Genomic DNA, 19,015 nt, shown 5'->3' on the forward strand with positions numbered 1-19,015 from the left:
TGTTTACTCCTTATTGTGCTGTTCTCTCACGTAGAAGCCCTGAATGCGCAAAAAATAATCAAAAAATCTGTTCTTACCACCCGGACCACACTAGTCAACATTGATGCAGGCCAATGCTTTTTGCTCACGGTTGAAAATTCAGATTCAGATTTATTGCAAGTATACGCCACCATTGACGGGGAATATAAAAAAGACTTGGCAGTAAATATAAAAGAGGAAGGGAACACCTTATCGATACACACAGATTTTCAACCTTTATTCAAGAATCCGAACGATAAGTTGAGCGCACACAAGGTTGTTTCCATAGCGCTGGTCGTTAAAGTCCCCAACGGGAAGAATCTGACCGTGAACGGAACAAGCTGTATGGTTGCGATCAGTGGGTTCTTTAAAAACATAAGCGTTGTTTTGGATGATGGTATGTGTACCTTAAAAAATATTACTGAAACAGCCAAGGTGCGAACCCAAAGTGGCAATATCGTCGCCTTTGTGCGCAGTGCCGACATCAAGTCCAAAACCAAATACGGCAAAGTTCATACAGAAGCTGTTCCCAAAGGAGAAAGTAAACTTGACTTAGCAAGTGTTACCGGGAATATCTACCTCAAAAAAACCGATTAATATCGCTATTTTTGCCGCATCAATTTCTTGAATAATGAATTTAAAGAAGTCCCTTATACTTATCATCATTATTTTATTGATCGATCAAATCAGTAAAATATACATAAAGACCCATTTTATCCTAGGAGAATCAATTGATGTGTTTAGTTGGTTCAAGATATATTTTATAGAGAACGAGGGTGCCGCATGGGGTGCCAAATTAAGTGATATACTACCCATTTCCGATAGCAGGGGCAAACTGGTATTGACCATTTTTAGGCTTTTTGCCATTGTGGGTATAGGATATTGGCTATACGATACCATTCGCAAAAAACATTCGAAAACCTTGATATTGGCAATATCGTTGATTTTTGCAGGTGCTTTGGGCAATATACTGGATTCGGTTTTTTACGGTATCGTTTTTAACGATAGTAATAGGGAGGTCGCTACCCTATTCTCAAAAGAACCTTATGGAAGCCTTTTTTACGGTAAGGTTGTAGATATGCTTTATTTTCCATTGGTAGATACGGTGTGGCCTGAATGGATGCCCTATTTTGGCGGAAAGGCTTTTCGGTTTTTTGAACCGGTCTTCAACGTTGCTGATACAGCCATAAGTACGGGTGTGGGTATTTTGATCGTATTCAACAAGAAAGCTTTTGGTAAAACCAATGAAGATAATATTGCAGATGTTCAGGTATCTGAAAATGAATAGGTTTTTTCTGGGGTAACGCAGTAATCCAAAGGAATATCCGTATCATTCAAATCTGTTATGATTTCTTTTTCGGCCTCAAATAGCGAAAGTCCAATTTTTAACGTTTTGGGCCTACATGCAGATAAAAACCTGTCATAATATCCTTTCCCATAGCCTACCCTGTTTCCTTTTTTATCAAACGCAAGTAAAGGAACAAATACCACATCTATTTGTTCGGATGGTATCTCAATACCTTCAACCGGTTCGGGAATATTCAGTGTGTTTTTCTTGAGTACCGTACCATCGGTTAGGAGGTAGTTTCTCAATAGGTTTTTACCCTCTACTTTGGGAACAACTATATTTTTATCTTTCCCCTGTAAAATAGATAATATGTAATTGGTCTGTATTTCTTTGTTTTCGGTAATAGTAAGAAAAATATGATACAATTGGTGTGACCAAATAGGTATTGAAAGTAATCTGTTCGCAATTAGGAGACTTTTAGAGTCGATTTGCGAGGGGGAGAGGGAATTTCTTTTCTGTTTGTGGTCTAATCGTAATTGTTGTTTCAGCATAAATCGATTAAACCTCGGGGATACTATAAATAAATGGGTTGTTTATGGCTTACTCTTTTGTAACCACGGCATAATATATCTTGAAGAAAAGCATCAAAACGAGATACATACCTAAAACTATAATGTAATTGTCCATGCGATGTTAAATTTTGATTGTTTAAATGTAAATAAAAAGTTTTATAAAATCCATAAAAAGCACTTTTTTGACGATGAAATGCACATTTTTATACATTTTTTAACGTTTAATTACAATCGGACAACTGTCGTTGATATATAGAATACGTTGTAAATTATTGATATAAAGCTGATTACATCAATACAATTTTTTGATTATAGATAGTTTGTTTTAGGGGTCGTTTTTTTATTTTAACAATAATTTTGGTAGAATTATGATGGTCTTGCAACAAAAACCGTACTTTTTTTACGGTTTTACTAGTAACTTTTGGTTAAATCTGTCATGTAAGAATCTACAATAGAGAACGTCATTCCGATTATAAGGGTTTTATTTGGGTTATTGTTTAAAAACACACCATTTTCGGGATACGTTAAAAAAATAAAATTACTGTGCGCTTTAATAAAAAGATGGTATTTTAACTGTATTGTATCATTGTATAAAACTTCGCTTGTTTAATGCCCAATATTCCTATTGAAGTACAGTTGAGCACCCTGCCGGATAGTCCTGGGGTATATCAGTTTTATGATTCGGACGATACGCTTATCTACGTGGGCAAAGCGAAAAACCTTAAAAAACGAGTGTCTTCTTACTTTACCAAAAACCATGAGTACGGTAAGACTCGTGTAATGGTCAAGAAAATACAGAGTATAAAGCATATTGTAGTGCCTACAGAGTCTGACGCACTTTTGCTTGAGAACAATCTCATCAAAAAATACCAGCCCAGGTACAATGTTCTTATGAAAGACGACAAATCTTACCCTTGGATCTGTATAAAGAACGAACGATTTCCCAGAATTTTCCCGACCCGAAAGTTGATAAAGGACGGCTCCGAATACTACGGCCCATATACCAGTATGAAAACAGTAAGGACTTTACTGGATTTGATCAAAAGTGTCTACCCTTTGCGTACTTGTAATTATGACCTTTCCAAAGAAAAGATTGAAACCGGAAAATACAAAGTATGCCTAGAGTACCATTTGGGAAATTGCAAGGGCCCTTGTGAAGGGCATCAACCAGTAGAGGACTATCATCAGCAAATCGATGATATACGCGAAATTATCAAAGGCAATTTTAAATCATCATTACATTATTTTAAACACCAAATGAAGGCTTTGGCCGCCGAAATGCAATTTGAGGAAGCACAGCGCATAAAGGATAAGATACAGGTACTGGAAAATTATCAGGTAAAGTCGATGATAGTGAATCCCAAAATCAACAATGTAGATGTGTTTACCATTGTTTCGGACGATGCTTTTGCCTATGTTAATTTTCTGCAACTTTCCCATGGTTCTATAATCAGGTCCCATACCATGGAGATAAAAAAGAAATTGAATGAGGATAAAAAAGATTTATTGGAACTTGCCATTGTAGAGATACGACAGCGCTTCAACTCACAGTCTAAAGAGTTGTATTTACCATTTCCCGTGGCAGTGGAACCTCATCTGAAAGTGACCTTTCCCAAACTGGGAGACAAGAAAAGAATTTTGGACCTGTCCGAACGTAATGCGAAATTCTTTAGGCAAGAACGTTTTAAGCAAATCAAGATCATTGATCCCGATAGGCATACCAAACGGATCATGGGTCAAATGAAAACCGATTTAAGACTTTCTGAGGAACCTACACATATAGAGTGTTTTGACAACAGTAACATACAAGGTACAAACCCCGTTGCGGCATGTGTGGTCTTCAAGAACGGAAAGCCCTCAAAAAAAGAGTACAGGCATTACAACATCAAGACCGTTGAAGGTCCGGATGATTTTGCCTCTATGGAAGAAGTGGTCTTTAGGCGGTATAAACGCCTTTTGGCAGAAGGTGAACCCCTGCCACAGCTTATCGTGATTGACGGCGGAAAAGGTCAGTTGTCATCGGCACTGAAAAGTTTGGAAGTTTTGGGCCTACGGGGTAAAATAGCCATCATAGGTATTGCTAAACGGCTAGAGGAGATTTATTTTCCGGATGACCCTATTCCTTTGTATTTGGACAAAAAATCAGAATCCCTCAAAATTATACAACAATTGCGCAACGAAGCCCATAGGTTTGGCATAACCTTTCATAGAAAAAAAAGAAGTAAAGCGGCCATTAACTCAGAACTTGAGAGGATAGAAGGCGTTGGCGAAAAAACCGCACAGGAATTGTTGAAGCAGTTCAAATCGGTAAAACGAATAAAGGAAGCTTCGATAGAAAATTTGGCAAATACCGTTGGTATGGCAAAAGCCAAAAAAATTTATGAAACGTTTCATTGAAAATACAGACCAATAGCCCGTATGCGACAAATACCAATTTTAATAGTAACGTTTTTGCTTTCGACCTTTTGCTTCTCGCAACATTTAGAATATGTTGGGGAGAAAGGTGAAGTAAAGGTAGGCTTGGTGTTGAGCGGCGGCGGGGCAAAAGGTCTGGCACATATCGGTGCCTTGAAAATCATAGAGGATGCCGGGGTAAAGATAGATTATATCGGAGGCACCAGTATGGGAGCCATAGTCGGGGCCTTATATGCTTCCGGATACTCCGCAAAAGAATTGGACTCCATTTTTAGGAGCATAAACTTTACGGAGCTGATACAGGATAATCTCCCCAGAAGCGCAAAAACCTTTTATGAAAAAGATGATTCAGAAAGGTATGCGCTTACATTGCCTTTCGAGAATTTTAAAATCTCCTTTCCATCGGCTATTTCGGGAGGGCAGAATATTTATAATGAACTGGTACGTCTTTTATATCATGTAAAAGATGTTAGGGATTTTAAAGAGCTACCGATTCCGTTTTTTTGTATTGCCACCAACATAGAGACCGGCGAGGAAGTACTATTGAATAAGGGTTACTTGCCAGAGGCCATACTGGCCAGCGGTACTTTTCCTTCACTTTTTGAACCAACGGAAATTGAGGGCAAAATACTTATAGATGGGGGTGTTGTGAACAATTATCCTGTAGAGGAGGTCAAAGATCTAGGAGCAAATTTTATTATAGGTGTAGATGTTCAGCACGGTCTTTCCGAACGTGGGGCTTTAATGTCCGCCACGGAGATTCTTCTTCAGATAAACAATTACCGAACGGTGAACGACATGGTAGAAAAGGTTGCCCAAACCGATATTTACATAAAACCAGATATAGAAAAATACTCTGTTATCGACTTTGATCTGGGTAACGAAATCGTAAAAAGTGGAGAAGTGGCCGGGGAAAACAAATTTGATGAACTAAAGCAATTGGCCATGTGCCAAAAGGGAAAAACAACAACCACCCTGCCCATAAACCCAAAAGACACCATCATTGTTAACCGACTCATAATCAGAGGAAACAATAATTACACAAGAGGCTATGTAAAAGGAAAACTTCGATTTAAATTGGCTGAAAAAATAACCTTTGAAAAACTTCAACAAGGTATTGGCAACCTTTCGGCTACGGGAAATTTTCAAACGATTCGGTATGAATTGGTTTCAAACGAATTGGGGGTCGACCTTATCTTGAAGTTAAAGGAAAACCCTACCAAGGCATACATACGTTTGGGTGCGCACTATGATGATTTATATAAGAGTGCAGCACTTATAAACCTTACCAAAAAGAATTTGTTCTTCAAAGACGATGTTATATCGTTTGATTTTATAGCCGGGGACAATATCAGGTACAACTTTCAGTATTATTTGGATAAGGGTAGTTATTGGAGTTTTGGCGTAAATTCAAGGTTTAACGATTTTGAGCGGCAGATAGATTTTGATGTGATCACTTCCAATTTTGATGTGCCCGCAAACCCCAATGTAAATACGGTGAGTATTGATGTTGATGATATTACGAACCAAGTGTATCTTCAAACGGTGTTACGGGAAGAATTTGCTTTTACATTGGGCGTTGAGCATAAATTATTAAAATACAGCACAAAGACCTTGGCCGATTTGGAAGATGATACGTCTAATTTAGCACTGTTTACCAATAGCGAAGGAAGAACATTTTTTGAAAACAGCAACTATTTCAGTGCCTATGGTCAGCTTGTTCTTGACACGTATGACGATAAGTACTTTCCGTCCAGGGGATTATATTTTAATGGCGATTTTCATTTTTATATACTTTCTTCGGATTTCAATAATAACTTTAAGGAGTTTTCGGTTTCCAAAGCAAGATTGGGGACGGCCTTCCCCATAACCAAAAATGTATCTTTAAATATAGAGACCGAAGGCGGGTTTAAGTTGGGTACTTCCAACGTTACTTCATTTGATTTTGTTCTAGGGGGCTATGGTAATGATTTCATTAATAATTTTATTCCTTTTTTTGGGTACGACTTTATTTCATTGCCAGGTAATGCATATGTAAAAACCTATGCTAGGTTAGATTATGAGTTTTTGCCCAAGAACCACCTGACTTTTGCAGCAAATTATGCCAATGTAGACGATGATATCTTCAGGACGGGCGAATGGTTTACCGCTCCCGATTTTTCCGGATATGCCATAGGGTATGGTTGGGAATCTTTTTTAGGGCCGGTGCAAATCAACTATTCATGGTCACCCGAGGTATCGGAGAACAACGTCTTCATTAGTGTAGGATATTGGTTTTAAATATATGGTCTTCAATATTTTTCCGATATTTGTACCATGCACGATAAAATCAACATAACCGCACATCTTAGGGCTATGTGGTAAGTAAACGAAATTATCTTTTCTTTCCCGTAGGAACGGGACATCTTCATACTAAAAGTGCATTAGAGGGAATTTTGTTCCCGTTATATAAATTTATCAAATAATAATAGCCATGGCAGCTGAAATAAAAAATCTGAAAGATTTAAAAAACACCGAATACTCGCTTAAAAAGCTTTTTAAGGAGGCCGAGGATTTTCTCCCACTTTTGGGAACGGACTATGTTGAACTTTATGTGGGCAATGCAAAGCAATCAGCACATTTTTACAAGACGGCGTTCGGTTTTCAATCCGAAGCATATGCAGGCTTGGAAACCGGTCTTACCGACAGGGTTTCCTATGTGCTGAAACAAGACAAAATACGATTGGTGTTGACAACTCCTCTCCAAAAAGGAGGAGAACTCAATAAACATATCAATGAACATGGCGATGGTGTAAAAGTGGTAGCGTTATGGGTTGATGATGCTACGAAATCTTTTGAAGAAACCACAAAAAGAGGGGCAAAACCGTACTTGGAACCAACAAAAGAAGAGGATGAAAACGGATACGTAATTCGTTCCGGAGTATACACATATGGTGAAACCGTACATATTTTCGTAGAGCGCAAAAACTATAACGGGGTATTTTTACCGGGATACCGCAAATGGGAATCCCATTACAATCCGGAACCGGTAGGATTGAAATTTATTGATCATATGGTCGGTAATGTGGGTTGGGGCGAGATGAACCAATGGTGTAAATTTTACGGTGAGGTCATGGGGTTTGCCCAAATAGTATCTTTTGTTGACGATGATATTGCTACTGAATATACCGCTCTTATGAGTAAGGTAATGAGTAACGGTAACGGCAGGGTGAAATTTCCTATTAATGAGCCTGCCAAAGGTAAAAAGAAATCACAGATAGAAGAATATCTGGACTTTTATAACGGTCCCGGTGTGCAACATATGGCATTGGCTACCGATGACATTGTGGCTACGGTCTCGGCCATGCGTGAAAGGGGCGTCGAATTTTTATATGTTCCCGGGGAATACTATGATGATCTATTGGACAGGGTAGGTGATATTGATGAAGATGTTGAGGTACTTAAAAAGCATGGTATACTTATAGATAGGGATGAAGAGGGATACCTGTTACAGATTTTCACGAAAACCATTGTAGATCGCCCAACGTTGTTTATCGAAATTATTCAAAGAAAGGGAGCCCAGTCATTTGGGGTCGGTAATTTTAAGGCACTTTTTGAAGCTATTGAACGTGAACAAGCGGCGAGGGGAACACTGTAAACCATAATTTTTTAACGATCTCCTGAGTTTTTTTAAGACTCTCCGAGAATTCTGTTAAAGCAATAGTTAAAGTAAGTTAAAACTGACGTAGCATTAAAACTATATGCTAAATTTGTCCTCATAAGGGGTGGTTCCCTTATAACTTTAAGTATTGGTTTTTCATAATTTAAAGTTTGGTTGGTTATTTAGGAAAAGCCCGGTGTATACACCGGGCTTTTTTTGTACAGCAATCCCAAAAGCAGGAACTGAAACCATGAAACAAAGGGTATATGGCAGTCTAATTTAACGGCATATTTTGATGGGCACAATACTTTGGAATAAATTTTGTTTAAGTTATTGTTATGAATACGACTGATACTACGCTTTTAGTATTTTTACGGTAATATAATAGCTATGAAGAAAATTATACTCATACTTTTTTTAAGCATAGGGCTTTTCGCATCAGGGCAGAACAAGGATTCTTCTTTTAAGGTGGGCGAATGGCTTAAGTTTAGGATACACTATGGTATTTTTAACGCCAGCTATGCGACCTTACATTTAAAATCGGACAAGGTTCAAGGCGTTCCCGTGTATCATGTGGTAGGCAGGGGAAAAACTACTGGTTTGGCCAGTGTTTTTTTTAAGGTAGACGATACATACGAGAGTTATTTTGGAAAAAAAGATGGGAAACCGTATAAATTTGTTCGTAAAATTGATGAGGGCGGGTATACAAAAGATATGGAAATCGATTTTTATCACGATAAGGACAAAGCGATATTAAAGGATAAAAAGAACGATAAAAAGTTTGACTTTAAAATCAACCACGATATACAGGATCTTCTTTCCGCATTTTATTTTTTACGCAACAATTATAGGGCTGAGGATTTAAGCGAAGGCGATGAGATTAAATTGGACATGCTTTTTGACGACGATGGCGTGTTCAAATTTAAACTTAAGTATATGGGAACCGAGATTTTGAAAACAAAGTACGGTAAGGTAGAATGTCTCAAGTTTAGACCTTTCGTACAATCGGGCAGGGTGTTCAAAGAAAAGGAAAGTTTATCTTTGTGGGTGTCCAATGATTTGAACAAGATACCCATACGTATAAAAGCAGATTTGGCTGTGGGTTCTATCAAGGCGGATTTGGACGGTTATAACGGACTAAAAAACCAGTTCAAGATAATAATGGATTAAACCCTGTAATGAAGGACGAACTCACCCAATCCCAAATAAACAAACTAAAAGAAAAATATAAAGATTCCGGTCAAGATTTAAATTCGTATCTAGACGGGCTGCTTTATCAACGTTACCTTACCTATTGGGATTATATTCATTTAGATACGCTATTGAGTATACAGGTGCCCCGAACCCATTTTCCCGATGAGGAAATCTTTATCATGTACCATCAGATTACCGAGCTATATTTTAAACTCATATTGCATGAGCAAAAACAATTGGTAGACGATAAAACACAAGACGTTGATTTTTTTGTTGAAAGGGTAAACCGTATCAATAGCTACTACAAAGTTTTGATATCTTCTTTTGGTATCATGATAAAGGGTATGGAACGTGAACAATTTCTTCAATACCGAATGGCCTTGTTGCCGGCAAGTGGTTTTCAGTCCGCACAATACCGAATGATTGAGGTCTACGCCACCCCATTGGAAAACCTTGTGCACCATACCGAGAGGGAATCGTTTTCCGATAAAAACGACATCGAGGAACTTTATGAACATATATACTGGAAAAAAGGGGCTACCGATATTGAAACGGGCAAAAAAACACTTACCCTTAAACAATTTGAATATAGATATACGCCAAGATTGATACGTATAGCCAAACAATTGAAAGGCAGTACCATATACCATAAATATTTAACATTGCCTGTCGATAAAAAAGATAATAAAGAGCTTTTGGATGCGTTAAAGACCATGGATATGAATGCCAACGTAAATTGGCCCTTAATGCACATGGGGTCGGCTTACCGATATTTGGGAAAAGAGAATGCAGAGGTAGATGCAACGGGCGGGACCAACTGGAAACAATATTTGCCCCCCAGCTTTCAAAAAGTAGTTTTTTTTCCCGAAATATATTCAAAAGAAGAGTTAAATAATTGGGGAAAGCAGTGGGTAGACCATATCTTTAATCCAGAAAAATCGAAAATCAGATAATGCAAAAATATTGGGGCGCAATTTTACTCGTATGGGTTATCTTCTCATGTAAAGAAGAAAAGCCTGTGAATAAAGATATCGTTAAAGTAGAAGTGCCGGCAGAACCGGTCGTTATAAAACATTTTGGATTCAATGTAGATGATTTCATCGTTGTGAACGATACTGTAAAGAACGGTGATAGTTTTGGTGAGTTAATGCTTAAAAACAAAGTGGATTATCCAAAAATCGCCAAAATTTCAGAGGATTTTAAAGATACTTTTGACGTTCGTAAAATTCGTGTAGGCAAACCCTACACCATTTTAAAGTCCAAGGATACCACCCAAGCTGCCCAGGTTTTTATCTATGAGAACGATCGTATAAACTACACCGTGGTAGATTTACGCGACAGTGTCATGGCATACACCAATAAAAAAGATGTGAAATATGTGGAGAGGGAGGTTTCCGGTATTATAGAGACAAATTTGTCCGAAGCCATATTAAAACAAGGTATTGATTACAGTGTTACCCACAATCTGGCAAACGTGTACGCCTGGACCATAGACTTTTCGATGCTTCAAAAAAATGATAAGTTCAAGATAGTATATAAAGAGAAGTATATCAACGATTCCATCTACGCTGGTTCGGAATCTATTGAAGCGGCTTACTTTGAGCATAACGGTAAACCCATATATGCCTTTGCCTATGAGAATGACTCTCTCAAAAGTATTGTAGATTATTATGATGAAAAGGCCAACAACTTGAGGCGCACCTTTTTGAGAATGCCGGTAGAGTTCGGAAGATTATCGTCCAGATATAATTTAAAGCGTAGAATACGGTATTACGGTTATAAACTAAGACCACACAAAGGAACCGACTATGCGGCAGCCATCGGAACCCCTATTTTGGCCACGGCAGATGGCACCGTGGTAGAATCTACCCGTAGGGGCGGTAATGGAAAATATGTAAAGATCCGACATAATGAAACCTACTCAACGCAATATCTCCACATGAAAAAGCAAAATGTGAAAAAAGGGGAATTCGTTCGTCAAGGCGATGTGATAGGCTGGGTAGGGATGACCGGTAACACAGGCGGCCCACACGTATGTTACCGCTTCTGGAAAAATGGTAAGCAAGTAGATCCGTTGCGCGAAGAACTGCCTTTGGCCGAACCTTTGCACGAAACACTGCGACCCGCTTACTTTGAATTTATAGCCTCAAAAAAGGAGCAACTGGACTGTATTGTATATCCGGATATTCCCGCAGGGGAAGAGATTGATGATTTGGTAACGTTAAATCAATAATAGCCAGCCGAGGCAGACTTGTTTTTAGGCAGGGAAGGTGTATTTTTGCGAAAAATCGTATTAAAAACATCCACCTAAAAAAAAATATGCCTTTACAGAACATAGACCCTACTACGACCATAGCTTGGAAAAAGCTTACCGAACACTTTAAGGAAACCCGACATACACATTTAAAAAATCTTTTTTCTTCTGATGCGCAGCGTGCCGAAACGTTTACATTGCGATGGAATGATTTTTTAGTGGACTACTCCAAAAACCGGATCACTTCCAAAACCACACGACTTTTGCTCGCATTGGCTCAAGAAGTTCAGTTAAAAGATGCCATTCAAAAATACTTTGAGGGAGACGCCATAAACGAGACCGAAGGTAGAGCAGTACTTCATACGGCCTTAAGAGCCAAAAAAACGGATACCGTTTTGGTCAATGGCGCCAATGTTATCCCAGAGGTATATAAGGTAAAAGAGCATATAAAATCATTTACCAAGGCAATTATCTCGGGAGAAAGTACAGGTTACACGGGAAAACCCTTTACCGATGTTGTAAATATTGGTATAGGAGGCTCTGATCTAGGTCCGGCCATGGTAACCGAAGCTTTGAAATTTTATAAAAATCATCTTAACGTACATTTTGTAAGCAATGTAGACGGTGATCACGTTCACGAGGTTTTGAAGGGGCTAAATCCGGAAACAACACTTTTTGTGATTGTTTCCAAAACGTTTACTACCCAAGAAACTTTGAGCAATGCAACGACGATTAAAAAATGGTTTCTTGATAATGGAGGTGAACAAACCGATATCGCAAAACATTTCGCAGCGGTTTCAACCAACACGGCAAAGATCAAAGAGTTTGGTATTTCGGCCAAAAATGTCTTTCCCATGTGGGATTGGGTAGGCGGTCGGTTTTCATTGTGGAGTGCCGTTGGCCTTTCGATAGCACTGGCGGTGGGTTACGAAAATTTTGACAGTATGCTCGTGGGAGCCAATGAAATGGACGAGCATTTTAAAACCACTGATTTTAAAGATAACATTCCTGTAGTATTGGCATTGTTGAGCGTGTGGTACAATAATTTTTATGGGGCCGATACCGAGGCCATAATTCCCTATACCCAATATTTAAGTAGGTTTTCCGCATATCTTCAACAAGGCTTTATGGAGAGTAACGGCAAAAGTATGGATAGAAACGGTCATAGGGTAGAGCACGAGACCGGAACCATTTTATGGGGAGAACCGGGCACCAATTCACAACATGCCTTCTTTCAGTTAATGCATCAGGGCACAAAATTGATTCCCACGGATTTTATAGGATACAAAGAATCACTTCATGGGGATAAAGACCATCACAATAAGTTAATGGCCAATTTCTTTGCCCAGACCGAAGCCCTTATGAACGGTAAAACCGCGGAAACCGTTGAGCAGGAACTTTTGGAAAAAAATATCTCCCAGGATGAAATTAAAAAATTGGTGCCCTTCAAAATATTCGAGGGCAATAAACCAACGACAACTTTTTTGATCGATAAGCTCACCCCGAAAAGTTTAGGTGCGCTTATAGCCATGTACGAACATAAGATTTTTGTACAAGGTGTTATTTGGAATGTATTTAGTTTTGATCAATGGGGCGTAGAATTGGGCAAGCAATTGGCAACTGCCATTTTAAAGGATATAGAAAATTCCGAAATCACCGATCATGACGGTTCTACATTGCAGCTTCTGCAATATTTTAAGAGTTAAAAACCACCATTTTTATTTTTCTTAATAAATACTGATAACTAATTGTTTGTCAGTATTTTTTGGTTTGATTTTATGTTAAATTTACCATAACTAATTTAACATTAACTTAATGTACGGTTGCAAGAAATAAATGACTTTTGCAGCAAATTAAAAAACTCAATTAAACACTAGAGACATGAAAAAAATGTACTTCGCCGTTGTAGCACTTATGTTCACTGCAATGGCCTTTTCACAAGGGGTTACCACCTCCGCCATCGGAGGACAGGTTACCGATAATTTGGGCGAGCCATTACCGGGTGCTAGTATAGTGGCCGTACATACACCATCGGGTACTACCTATGGTGCTGCAACTGATTTTGATGGTTTTTATCGTATATCGGGTATTCGTACCGGTGGCCCTTATAAAATAACTTTTTCCTACGTGGGATTTAATAATGATGTAAAAGAGGGAATCTTTTTAAATCTTGGTTCTACCAATAAAATCAATGTTCAGCTTTCGGAATCTGCAACAGCTCTTGACGAAGTTGTTGTTACAGGAGTTTCAGGGGGTGTTTTTGGTTCAAACAAGACCGGCACCGAAACGAACATATCTCAACGTCAAGTGGCCACAACGCCAGCAGCATCACGTTCAATAGCTGATTTTGTGCGTTTAACACCACAAGCCCAATTAAGTGAAGGTGATGATGGTTTTTCTATCTCATTAGCTGGTCAGAATAACCGTTACAATGCCATATATATTGATGGTGCCGTAAATAACGATGTATTCGGTTTAGCGGGCTCTGGTACCAATGGAGGTCAAACAGGTGTAAACCCATTATCTGTTGATGCTATTGAAACTTTTCAAATTAACATTGCTCCATTTGATGTAAGACAATCAGGATTCTCAGGTGGTTCTATAAATGCGGTAACTAGATCGGGTTCTAACGAATTCGAAGGTTCGGCCTATTTTTTTACACGTAATCAGGATTTAGTGGCTAAAACTCCTACTGCATTAATCAACGAAGGGGACGAACGTGAAAAAGTAGATGAATTTAGTGCGAATACTTACGGACTTCGTGTAGGCGGTCCTTTGGTTAAGGATAAGTTGTTTTTCTTCTTAAATTACGAGCGTAATGAAACTGAAATCCCACAACCCTTTATTTTTAGTAACTACAGGGGTCGTGCAAGCGAAGCCGATTTGGCTGGTCTTAGCACCTTCCTTCAAGATACTTACAATTTTGACCCAGGTATTTTCAACAATAACACCAGAACCTTGGAAAGTAATACTTTAGTGGCAAAAGTTGATTGGAACATCAATGAGAACAATAATTTGTCTTTGAGACATAGTTATGTAGGTGCAGAAAACTTGGAAGCTAGGAGTTCTGGAAATACAAGCATTGGTTTTATAAACGGGTCTGAATTTTTTGAATCTTCTACAAATTCTACAGCCTTGGAATTGAACTCTAGATTTGGAAATAAATTTAGCAATAGTTTTGTGATAGGTTATACTGCTGTTCGAGATGATCGTGACCCTTCCGGCGACCCATTCCCAACAGTTGAAATACAAGATGGTGGAGGTAATATCAATTTTGGTTCCGAACCGTTTTCAACGGCCAATTTATTAAATACGGATTACTTGACCATAACCAACAACTTTGAGATATATGCTGGTCGTCATACGGTTACTTTGGGTGCTAACGTAGAGTTTGCAACAGTAAAAAACTTGTTTTTTGCTTTTAATTATGGATTTTATGAATTCCAAGATCAAATTGATGATGATGGAAATCTTCTTTCATCTGGTTTAAATCAATTTTTGACTGGTCAAGACGCAAACTTGTACCAACATGGTTATTCTTTGATCGGCAATGGCGCAGTTGGCGATGAATCATCTGGTTCGGCAGACTTTAAAACTTTCCAAGCTGGGTTTTATGTGCAAGACGATGTACAGCTTACCGATGATTTTAAGGTAAGTATTGGTGCGCGTATCGATATTCCGAGTTGGGAAGATGGTACCGCAAACGATTCTTTTAACAATGAAACTATACCATTGTTGGAAGCAGCTGGCAAAAACCTACAGGGTGCACGCGTTGGCCAAGGTGTGGGTACTGCCATGTTTGCCCCAAGATTAGGTTTTAACTGGGATGTGAATGGTGAGCGTTCAACACAAATTAGGGGTGGAATAGGTGTTTTTACCTCAAGATTGCCTTTGGTATGGCCAGGTGGAACATACAATAATAATGGTGTTACTGGTGGTTTTATGTTTGAATTTGGGCAAGAGTTTGAGCCAAATATAAATAATCAATTTGAAGACCCAGCACCAGGCTCTGGTGGTCTTGGGGGTAATATAGATTTAATAGCAGAAGATTTTAAGTTACCACAGGTAGTAAAATACAACATCGCTGTTGATCAAAAATTACCTATTTGGAACTTGGTTGCTTCTGTAGACTTTCTTTACACTGATGTAATAACAGATGTATTTTATGAAAATTTAAATATAGGCGCACCAACGGGTAACTTCCAAGGAGCAGATAACAGACCGTTTTATGATAGGCGAAATAGAATTGATAATACATATCAAGGAATTTATTTAGCCTCAAACACAGGTGGTGGTAATGCGACTAACGCTACATTTACATTGAGTAAACCATTTGAAAATGGTTTTGCAGGTTCTGTTTCCTATACTTATGGAGAGTCTAACAAAATATTCGACGGTACTTCTTCGCAAAACAGTTCACAATGGAGAAATATTCAAACTGTAAATGGGAAAAACTCCAATTTGCCTGTTACAAGGTCTGATTTTGCACTTGGTAGCCGAATACTGGCCAATGCATCATACGAACTAAAGTGGAATGATAATGTAAAAACAACAGTTGCATTGTTGTATCAAGGTTTCCAAGGAAGCCCATACAGTTTTATTTACAACGAATCCAATAGGGATTTATTAGGTGACGATTCACGTGATAACGCTTTAATATACGTTCCGGCAAGTCAAGGTGAAATAGAATTGGTCAACCTTGTTGATAGAGATGGTAACTTGTTCACTCCCGAACAACAATGGCAAGCTTTGAACACCTTTATCGAAAATGATGAATACCTGAGTACAAGAAGGGGTCAGTATGCGGAACGTAATGCTACTCGTGGACCATGGAGTCATATTGTAGATTTGAAATTCTTACAGGATTTTACCGTTAATGTAGGCAATAAGAAACATACACTTCAATTATCTGCAGATATCTTCAACTTTACCAATTTATTGAACAAAGATTGGGGAAGATTAAATTTCGTAGGTAGTGAGGTTACTCCACTAACTACTGTTTCTACTGGAGATACACCAACTTTTAATTTGAATCCTGGAGCCGTTAATCTTGATGGTACTCCTAATTTCCAAGAATTTGATGATGAAGGTATTCAATCTTCAAGATGGCAAGCCCAATTGGGAGTTCGTTACATATTTAATTAGATCATTCTTTTTATAGAATTAAAAACCCTGCCAATCGGCAGGGTTTTTTTATGGGTTATAATTTGTATTTTAGGACTCGTAATCAAACACTATTTTATGGAAATTTTACAAACACTTCATTCTTATTTGGCTTACGTGGTGCTAGCCATTCTTTTTCTTGCCGTTGCCAACGCCTTTGCAGGCTGGCTAGGCAATAAAATGTTTACCATGGGCAAAGATCTGCGATTAAGCCTCTTCGCCTTGATACTGTCACACATACAATTGGTCATAGGCCTTATCTTGTTTTTTGTATCTGCGAACGGTTTAAAGGCGATTCAAGCTCTGGGGATGGGAGGGTTAAATTCCGCTGCAAGACTTTTGGCCGTGGAACATCCTTTTACCAATATCGTGGCCATAGCCTTGATAACGATAGGATGGTCTAGACATAAAAAATTTATGGAGGGTAAGAAAAAGTTTAAAAGTATCGCAATTTTTTACGGCTTGGGCCTTGTGTTGATTTTAAGTAGAATACCTTGGGGACAGTGGTTCAACTAAAGGCAAATTATGTTCACTTTCACACTTGCGCTTATTCAGTACTGGAAAGTATCTCCCGTACATCAATCTAAAGAACAATCCCTGTATTACCTTTTAATCTAGTTTCAAATGAAAAATATACTATTACTCCTAGCGCTTACCTTTTCAATTGGTCTTACTGCCCAAGAATCCAAGCCGCTCTTTAATGGCGAAAACCTAGATGGGTGGACAAATTATGGCACGGAGAAATGGTACGTACAAGATGGGCTCTTGATTTGTGAAAGTGGCCCGGACGCCCAATATGGGTACTTGGCCACTAACGAGCATTATAAAGATTTTGAACTAAACCTTGAATTTAAACAAGAGGCAGACGGTAATAGCGGTGTTTTTATACGTTCTACCATTAAGGGTACAAAAGTAAGTGGCTGGCAGGTAGAGGTGGCACCGCCCGGAAAGCATACGGGTGGCGTTTATGAGTCTTATGGTCGTGGATGGTTAATAAAACCTGAGGCCGAAAAGGAAAGTGTGCTCAAGGCTGGGGAATGGAACCAAATGAAAATCAGGGTTAAGGGGGATAAACTTACTTCATGGCTGAACGGAACCGAAATGATAACCATTACAGATGAAAAAATAGGGGCCGGTGAGGGCTCGGTAGCATTGCAGATTCATGATGGTGGGGGGATAAAAGTAAAATGGCGCAATATTCGGCTGACCCAATTATAGCAAAACTACGGCATAGCCATTGCGCATTTTAGTAAAAACAATCAATATAATGCCTTAAACTCTTAAAGATTTCTTATCCTTTTTACAGCGCAAGGAACGAGTGACGAGAAATCGTATTTTATATTTTGGCCTCATTACTTTAGAGAATTAGGAGAAGCCTTTATCAAAAATAGGTACACGGGAAAATGATCGCTATAACCTCCCGTATACGTGCCACCGGCATACGTTCTGTAAGGATAGCCTTTGTACTGCCCCTTTTTTGTAAGAAGGTAGGTAGGGTTAAAGACATTGGCTTTCCAAAAGCGGTATGAACCTTCATTCTTTTTAAGTAGGGGTTCGGTAAAGAAAAATTGGTCAAATAGGTTCCATTTATCCCTATAGGCCAATGAACCGATACCTTTTTTGTACAGTTTTTCCATCGGATTGAACAAATCGCCCGCTTCCAATTTTTTGGGTTTGCCTTTGGTCTTCAAAACCTTTTTAAGACTATCGTCCCTTGGGTCGTCGTTTAAATCGCCCATACTTATGATTTTTGCTGTGACATCCATACGCAATATAGAATCGATTATGCGTCTGTTCAATCTTGCAGCTGCCAATCGGTTAGGTTTGCTACGTGCCTCGCCACCACTGCGGGAAGGCCAATGGTTCACTAAAAAATACATGGGCTCATTATCCAATAAACCACCAACGATCAATTGGTCCCTCGTGTAGTTTCGTTTATCTTTTTCATTTGTAAGCAATAGGCGGTGGCTTTTGAACGAAGTAGGTATAAAAGCGGCTTTTTTGTAAAGTAGGGCAACATCGATTCCCCGTTCATCGGGAGAATCAAAATGAACGATTCCGTAATCTTTGTCCCGTAGTTTGGGTTGATGAATAAGGTCTTCCAAAACCTGTTTGTTTTCAATTTCACACACCCCTATAATATCAGGGGATGTTTTGGTAACATTGGCCCCTATCTCGCTCAACACTTGTGAGATGTTTTTTAACTTGTTTTCGTAACGCTCTAAAGTCCAATGGTCTTTCCCTTCCGGAGTACGGTCATCGTCAAAAATCAAAGAATCATTTTTGGTATCGAACAGGTTTTCGACATTATAAAAAGCAATGGTTCGTACTTTGTACGTTTTTCCTTGTGATAAGGCAACGGCGGTATATAGGAACAATACTATGTGTACTATGCGCTTCATGTTAAAAATTAATCCAATTATTCTCTCAAATAACGAAAAAAGAATCAATTTCACGGATATTTCTTACGC

14 protein-coding genes are annotated in these 19,015 nt (G+C 38.7%); 12 read left to right on the forward strand and 2 right to left on the reverse strand.

What is annotated here, in order from left to right; genetic code table 11:
- The first annotated feature begins 15 nt into the window (after positions 1-15).
- A complete protein-coding gene (locus tag HYG79_RS09415) occupies positions 16-615 on the forward strand; it encodes a DUF4097 family beta strand repeat-containing protein (protein WP_179241842.1) in 600 nt (199 codons plus the stop codon).
- Between the two features lie 34 nt (positions 616-649).
- Entirely contained in the window at positions 650-1,306 is a 657-nt protein-coding gene (locus HYG79_RS09420; protein WP_179241843.1) for a lipoprotein signal peptidase, read from the forward strand.
- Here HYG79_RS09420 and HYG79_RS09425 read toward each other — a convergent pair.
- Positions 1,285-1,857: a 5-formyltetrahydrofolate cyclo-ligase gene (locus tag HYG79_RS09425; RefSeq protein WP_179241844.1), complete on the reverse strand. Its 573-nt coding sequence runs from the start codon at positions 1,855-1,857 to the stop codon at positions 1,285-1,287. The genes HYG79_RS09420 and HYG79_RS09425 overlap by 22 nt on opposite strands.
- A gap of 630 nt (positions 1,858-2,487) precedes the next feature.
- Between HYG79_RS09425 and uvrC the strand changes: the two genes are divergently transcribed.
- From uvrC to HYG79_RS09475, 10 genes are all read left to right on the forward strand, one after another.
- Positions 2,488-4,275: an excinuclease ABC subunit UvrC gene (gene uvrC / locus HYG79_RS09430; RefSeq protein WP_179241845.1), complete on the forward strand. Its 1,788-nt coding sequence runs from the start codon at positions 2,488-2,490 to the stop codon at positions 4,273-4,275.
- 21 nt (positions 4,276-4,296) lie between these two features.
- Positions 4,297-6,573 (forward strand): patatin-like phospholipase family protein, encoded by a 2,277-nt coding sequence (locus HYG79_RS09435; protein WP_179241846.1) that lies wholly within the window; start codon positions 4,297-4,299, stop codon positions 6,571-6,573.
- A 193-nt stretch (positions 6,574-6,766) separates the two neighbouring features.
- Positions 6,767-7,930 (forward strand): 4-hydroxyphenylpyruvate dioxygenase, encoded by a 1,164-nt coding sequence (hppD, locus tag HYG79_RS09440; protein ID WP_179241847.1) that lies wholly within the window; start codon positions 6,767-6,769, stop codon positions 7,928-7,930.
- Positions 7,931-8,323: 393 nt separating this feature from the next.
- The gene (locus HYG79_RS09445; RefSeq protein ID WP_179241848.1) at positions 8,324-9,103 is read left to right on the forward strand and encodes a DUF3108 domain-containing protein; all 780 of its coding nucleotides are present in this window, start codon (positions 8,324-8,326) and stop codon (positions 9,101-9,103) included.
- Positions 9,104-9,111: 8 nt separating this feature from the next.
- The gene (locus HYG79_RS09450) at positions 9,112-10,080 is read left to right on the forward strand and encodes a tryptophan 2,3-dioxygenase family protein (protein ID WP_179241849.1); all 969 of its coding nucleotides are present in this window, start codon (positions 9,112-9,114) and stop codon (positions 10,078-10,080) included.
- Complete coding sequence (locus HYG79_RS09455) at positions 10,080-11,360, forward strand: peptidoglycan DD-metalloendopeptidase family protein (protein WP_179241850.1); 1,281 nt, start codon at positions 10,080-10,082, stop codon at positions 11,358-11,360. Before HYG79_RS09450 ends, HYG79_RS09455 begins: the two co-directional genes overlap by 1 nt.
- Positions 11,361-11,446: 86 nt before the next feature.
- Positions 11,447-13,087, forward strand: a complete 1,641-nt coding sequence (pgi, locus tag HYG79_RS09460) for a glucose-6-phosphate isomerase (RefSeq protein WP_179241851.1) — start codon at positions 11,447-11,449, stop codon at positions 13,085-13,087.
- A 175-nt stretch (positions 13,088-13,262) separates the two neighbouring features.
- Complete coding sequence (locus tag HYG79_RS09465) at positions 13,263-16,526, forward strand: TonB-dependent receptor (RefSeq protein WP_179241852.1); 3,264 nt, start codon at positions 13,263-13,265, stop codon at positions 16,524-16,526.
- A 96-nt stretch (positions 16,527-16,622) separates the two neighbouring features.
- Positions 16,623-17,060 (forward strand): hypothetical protein, encoded by a 438-nt coding sequence (locus tag HYG79_RS09470; RefSeq protein ID WP_179241853.1) that lies wholly within the window; start codon positions 16,623-16,625, stop codon positions 17,058-17,060.
- Between the two features lie 108 nt (positions 17,061-17,168).
- Entirely contained in the window at positions 17,169-17,762 is a 594-nt protein-coding gene (locus tag HYG79_RS09475) for a 3-keto-disaccharide hydrolase (RefSeq protein ID WP_179241854.1), read from the forward strand.
- A gap of 134 nt (positions 17,763-17,896) precedes the next feature.
- Here the strand turns inward: HYG79_RS09475 and HYG79_RS09480 are convergent, their stop codons facing one another.
- On the reverse strand, positions 17,897-18,946 hold the full coding sequence (locus HYG79_RS09480) for an endonuclease/exonuclease/phosphatase family protein (RefSeq protein ID WP_179241855.1): 1,050 nt from the start codon (positions 18,944-18,946) through the stop codon (positions 17,897-17,899).
- Positions 18,947-19,015: the final 69 nt, after the last annotated feature.

This window comes from Costertonia aggregata (assembly GCF_013402795.1).
Lineage (GTDB): Bacteria > Bacteroidota > Bacteroidia > Flavobacteriales > Flavobacteriaceae > Costertonia > Costertonia aggregata.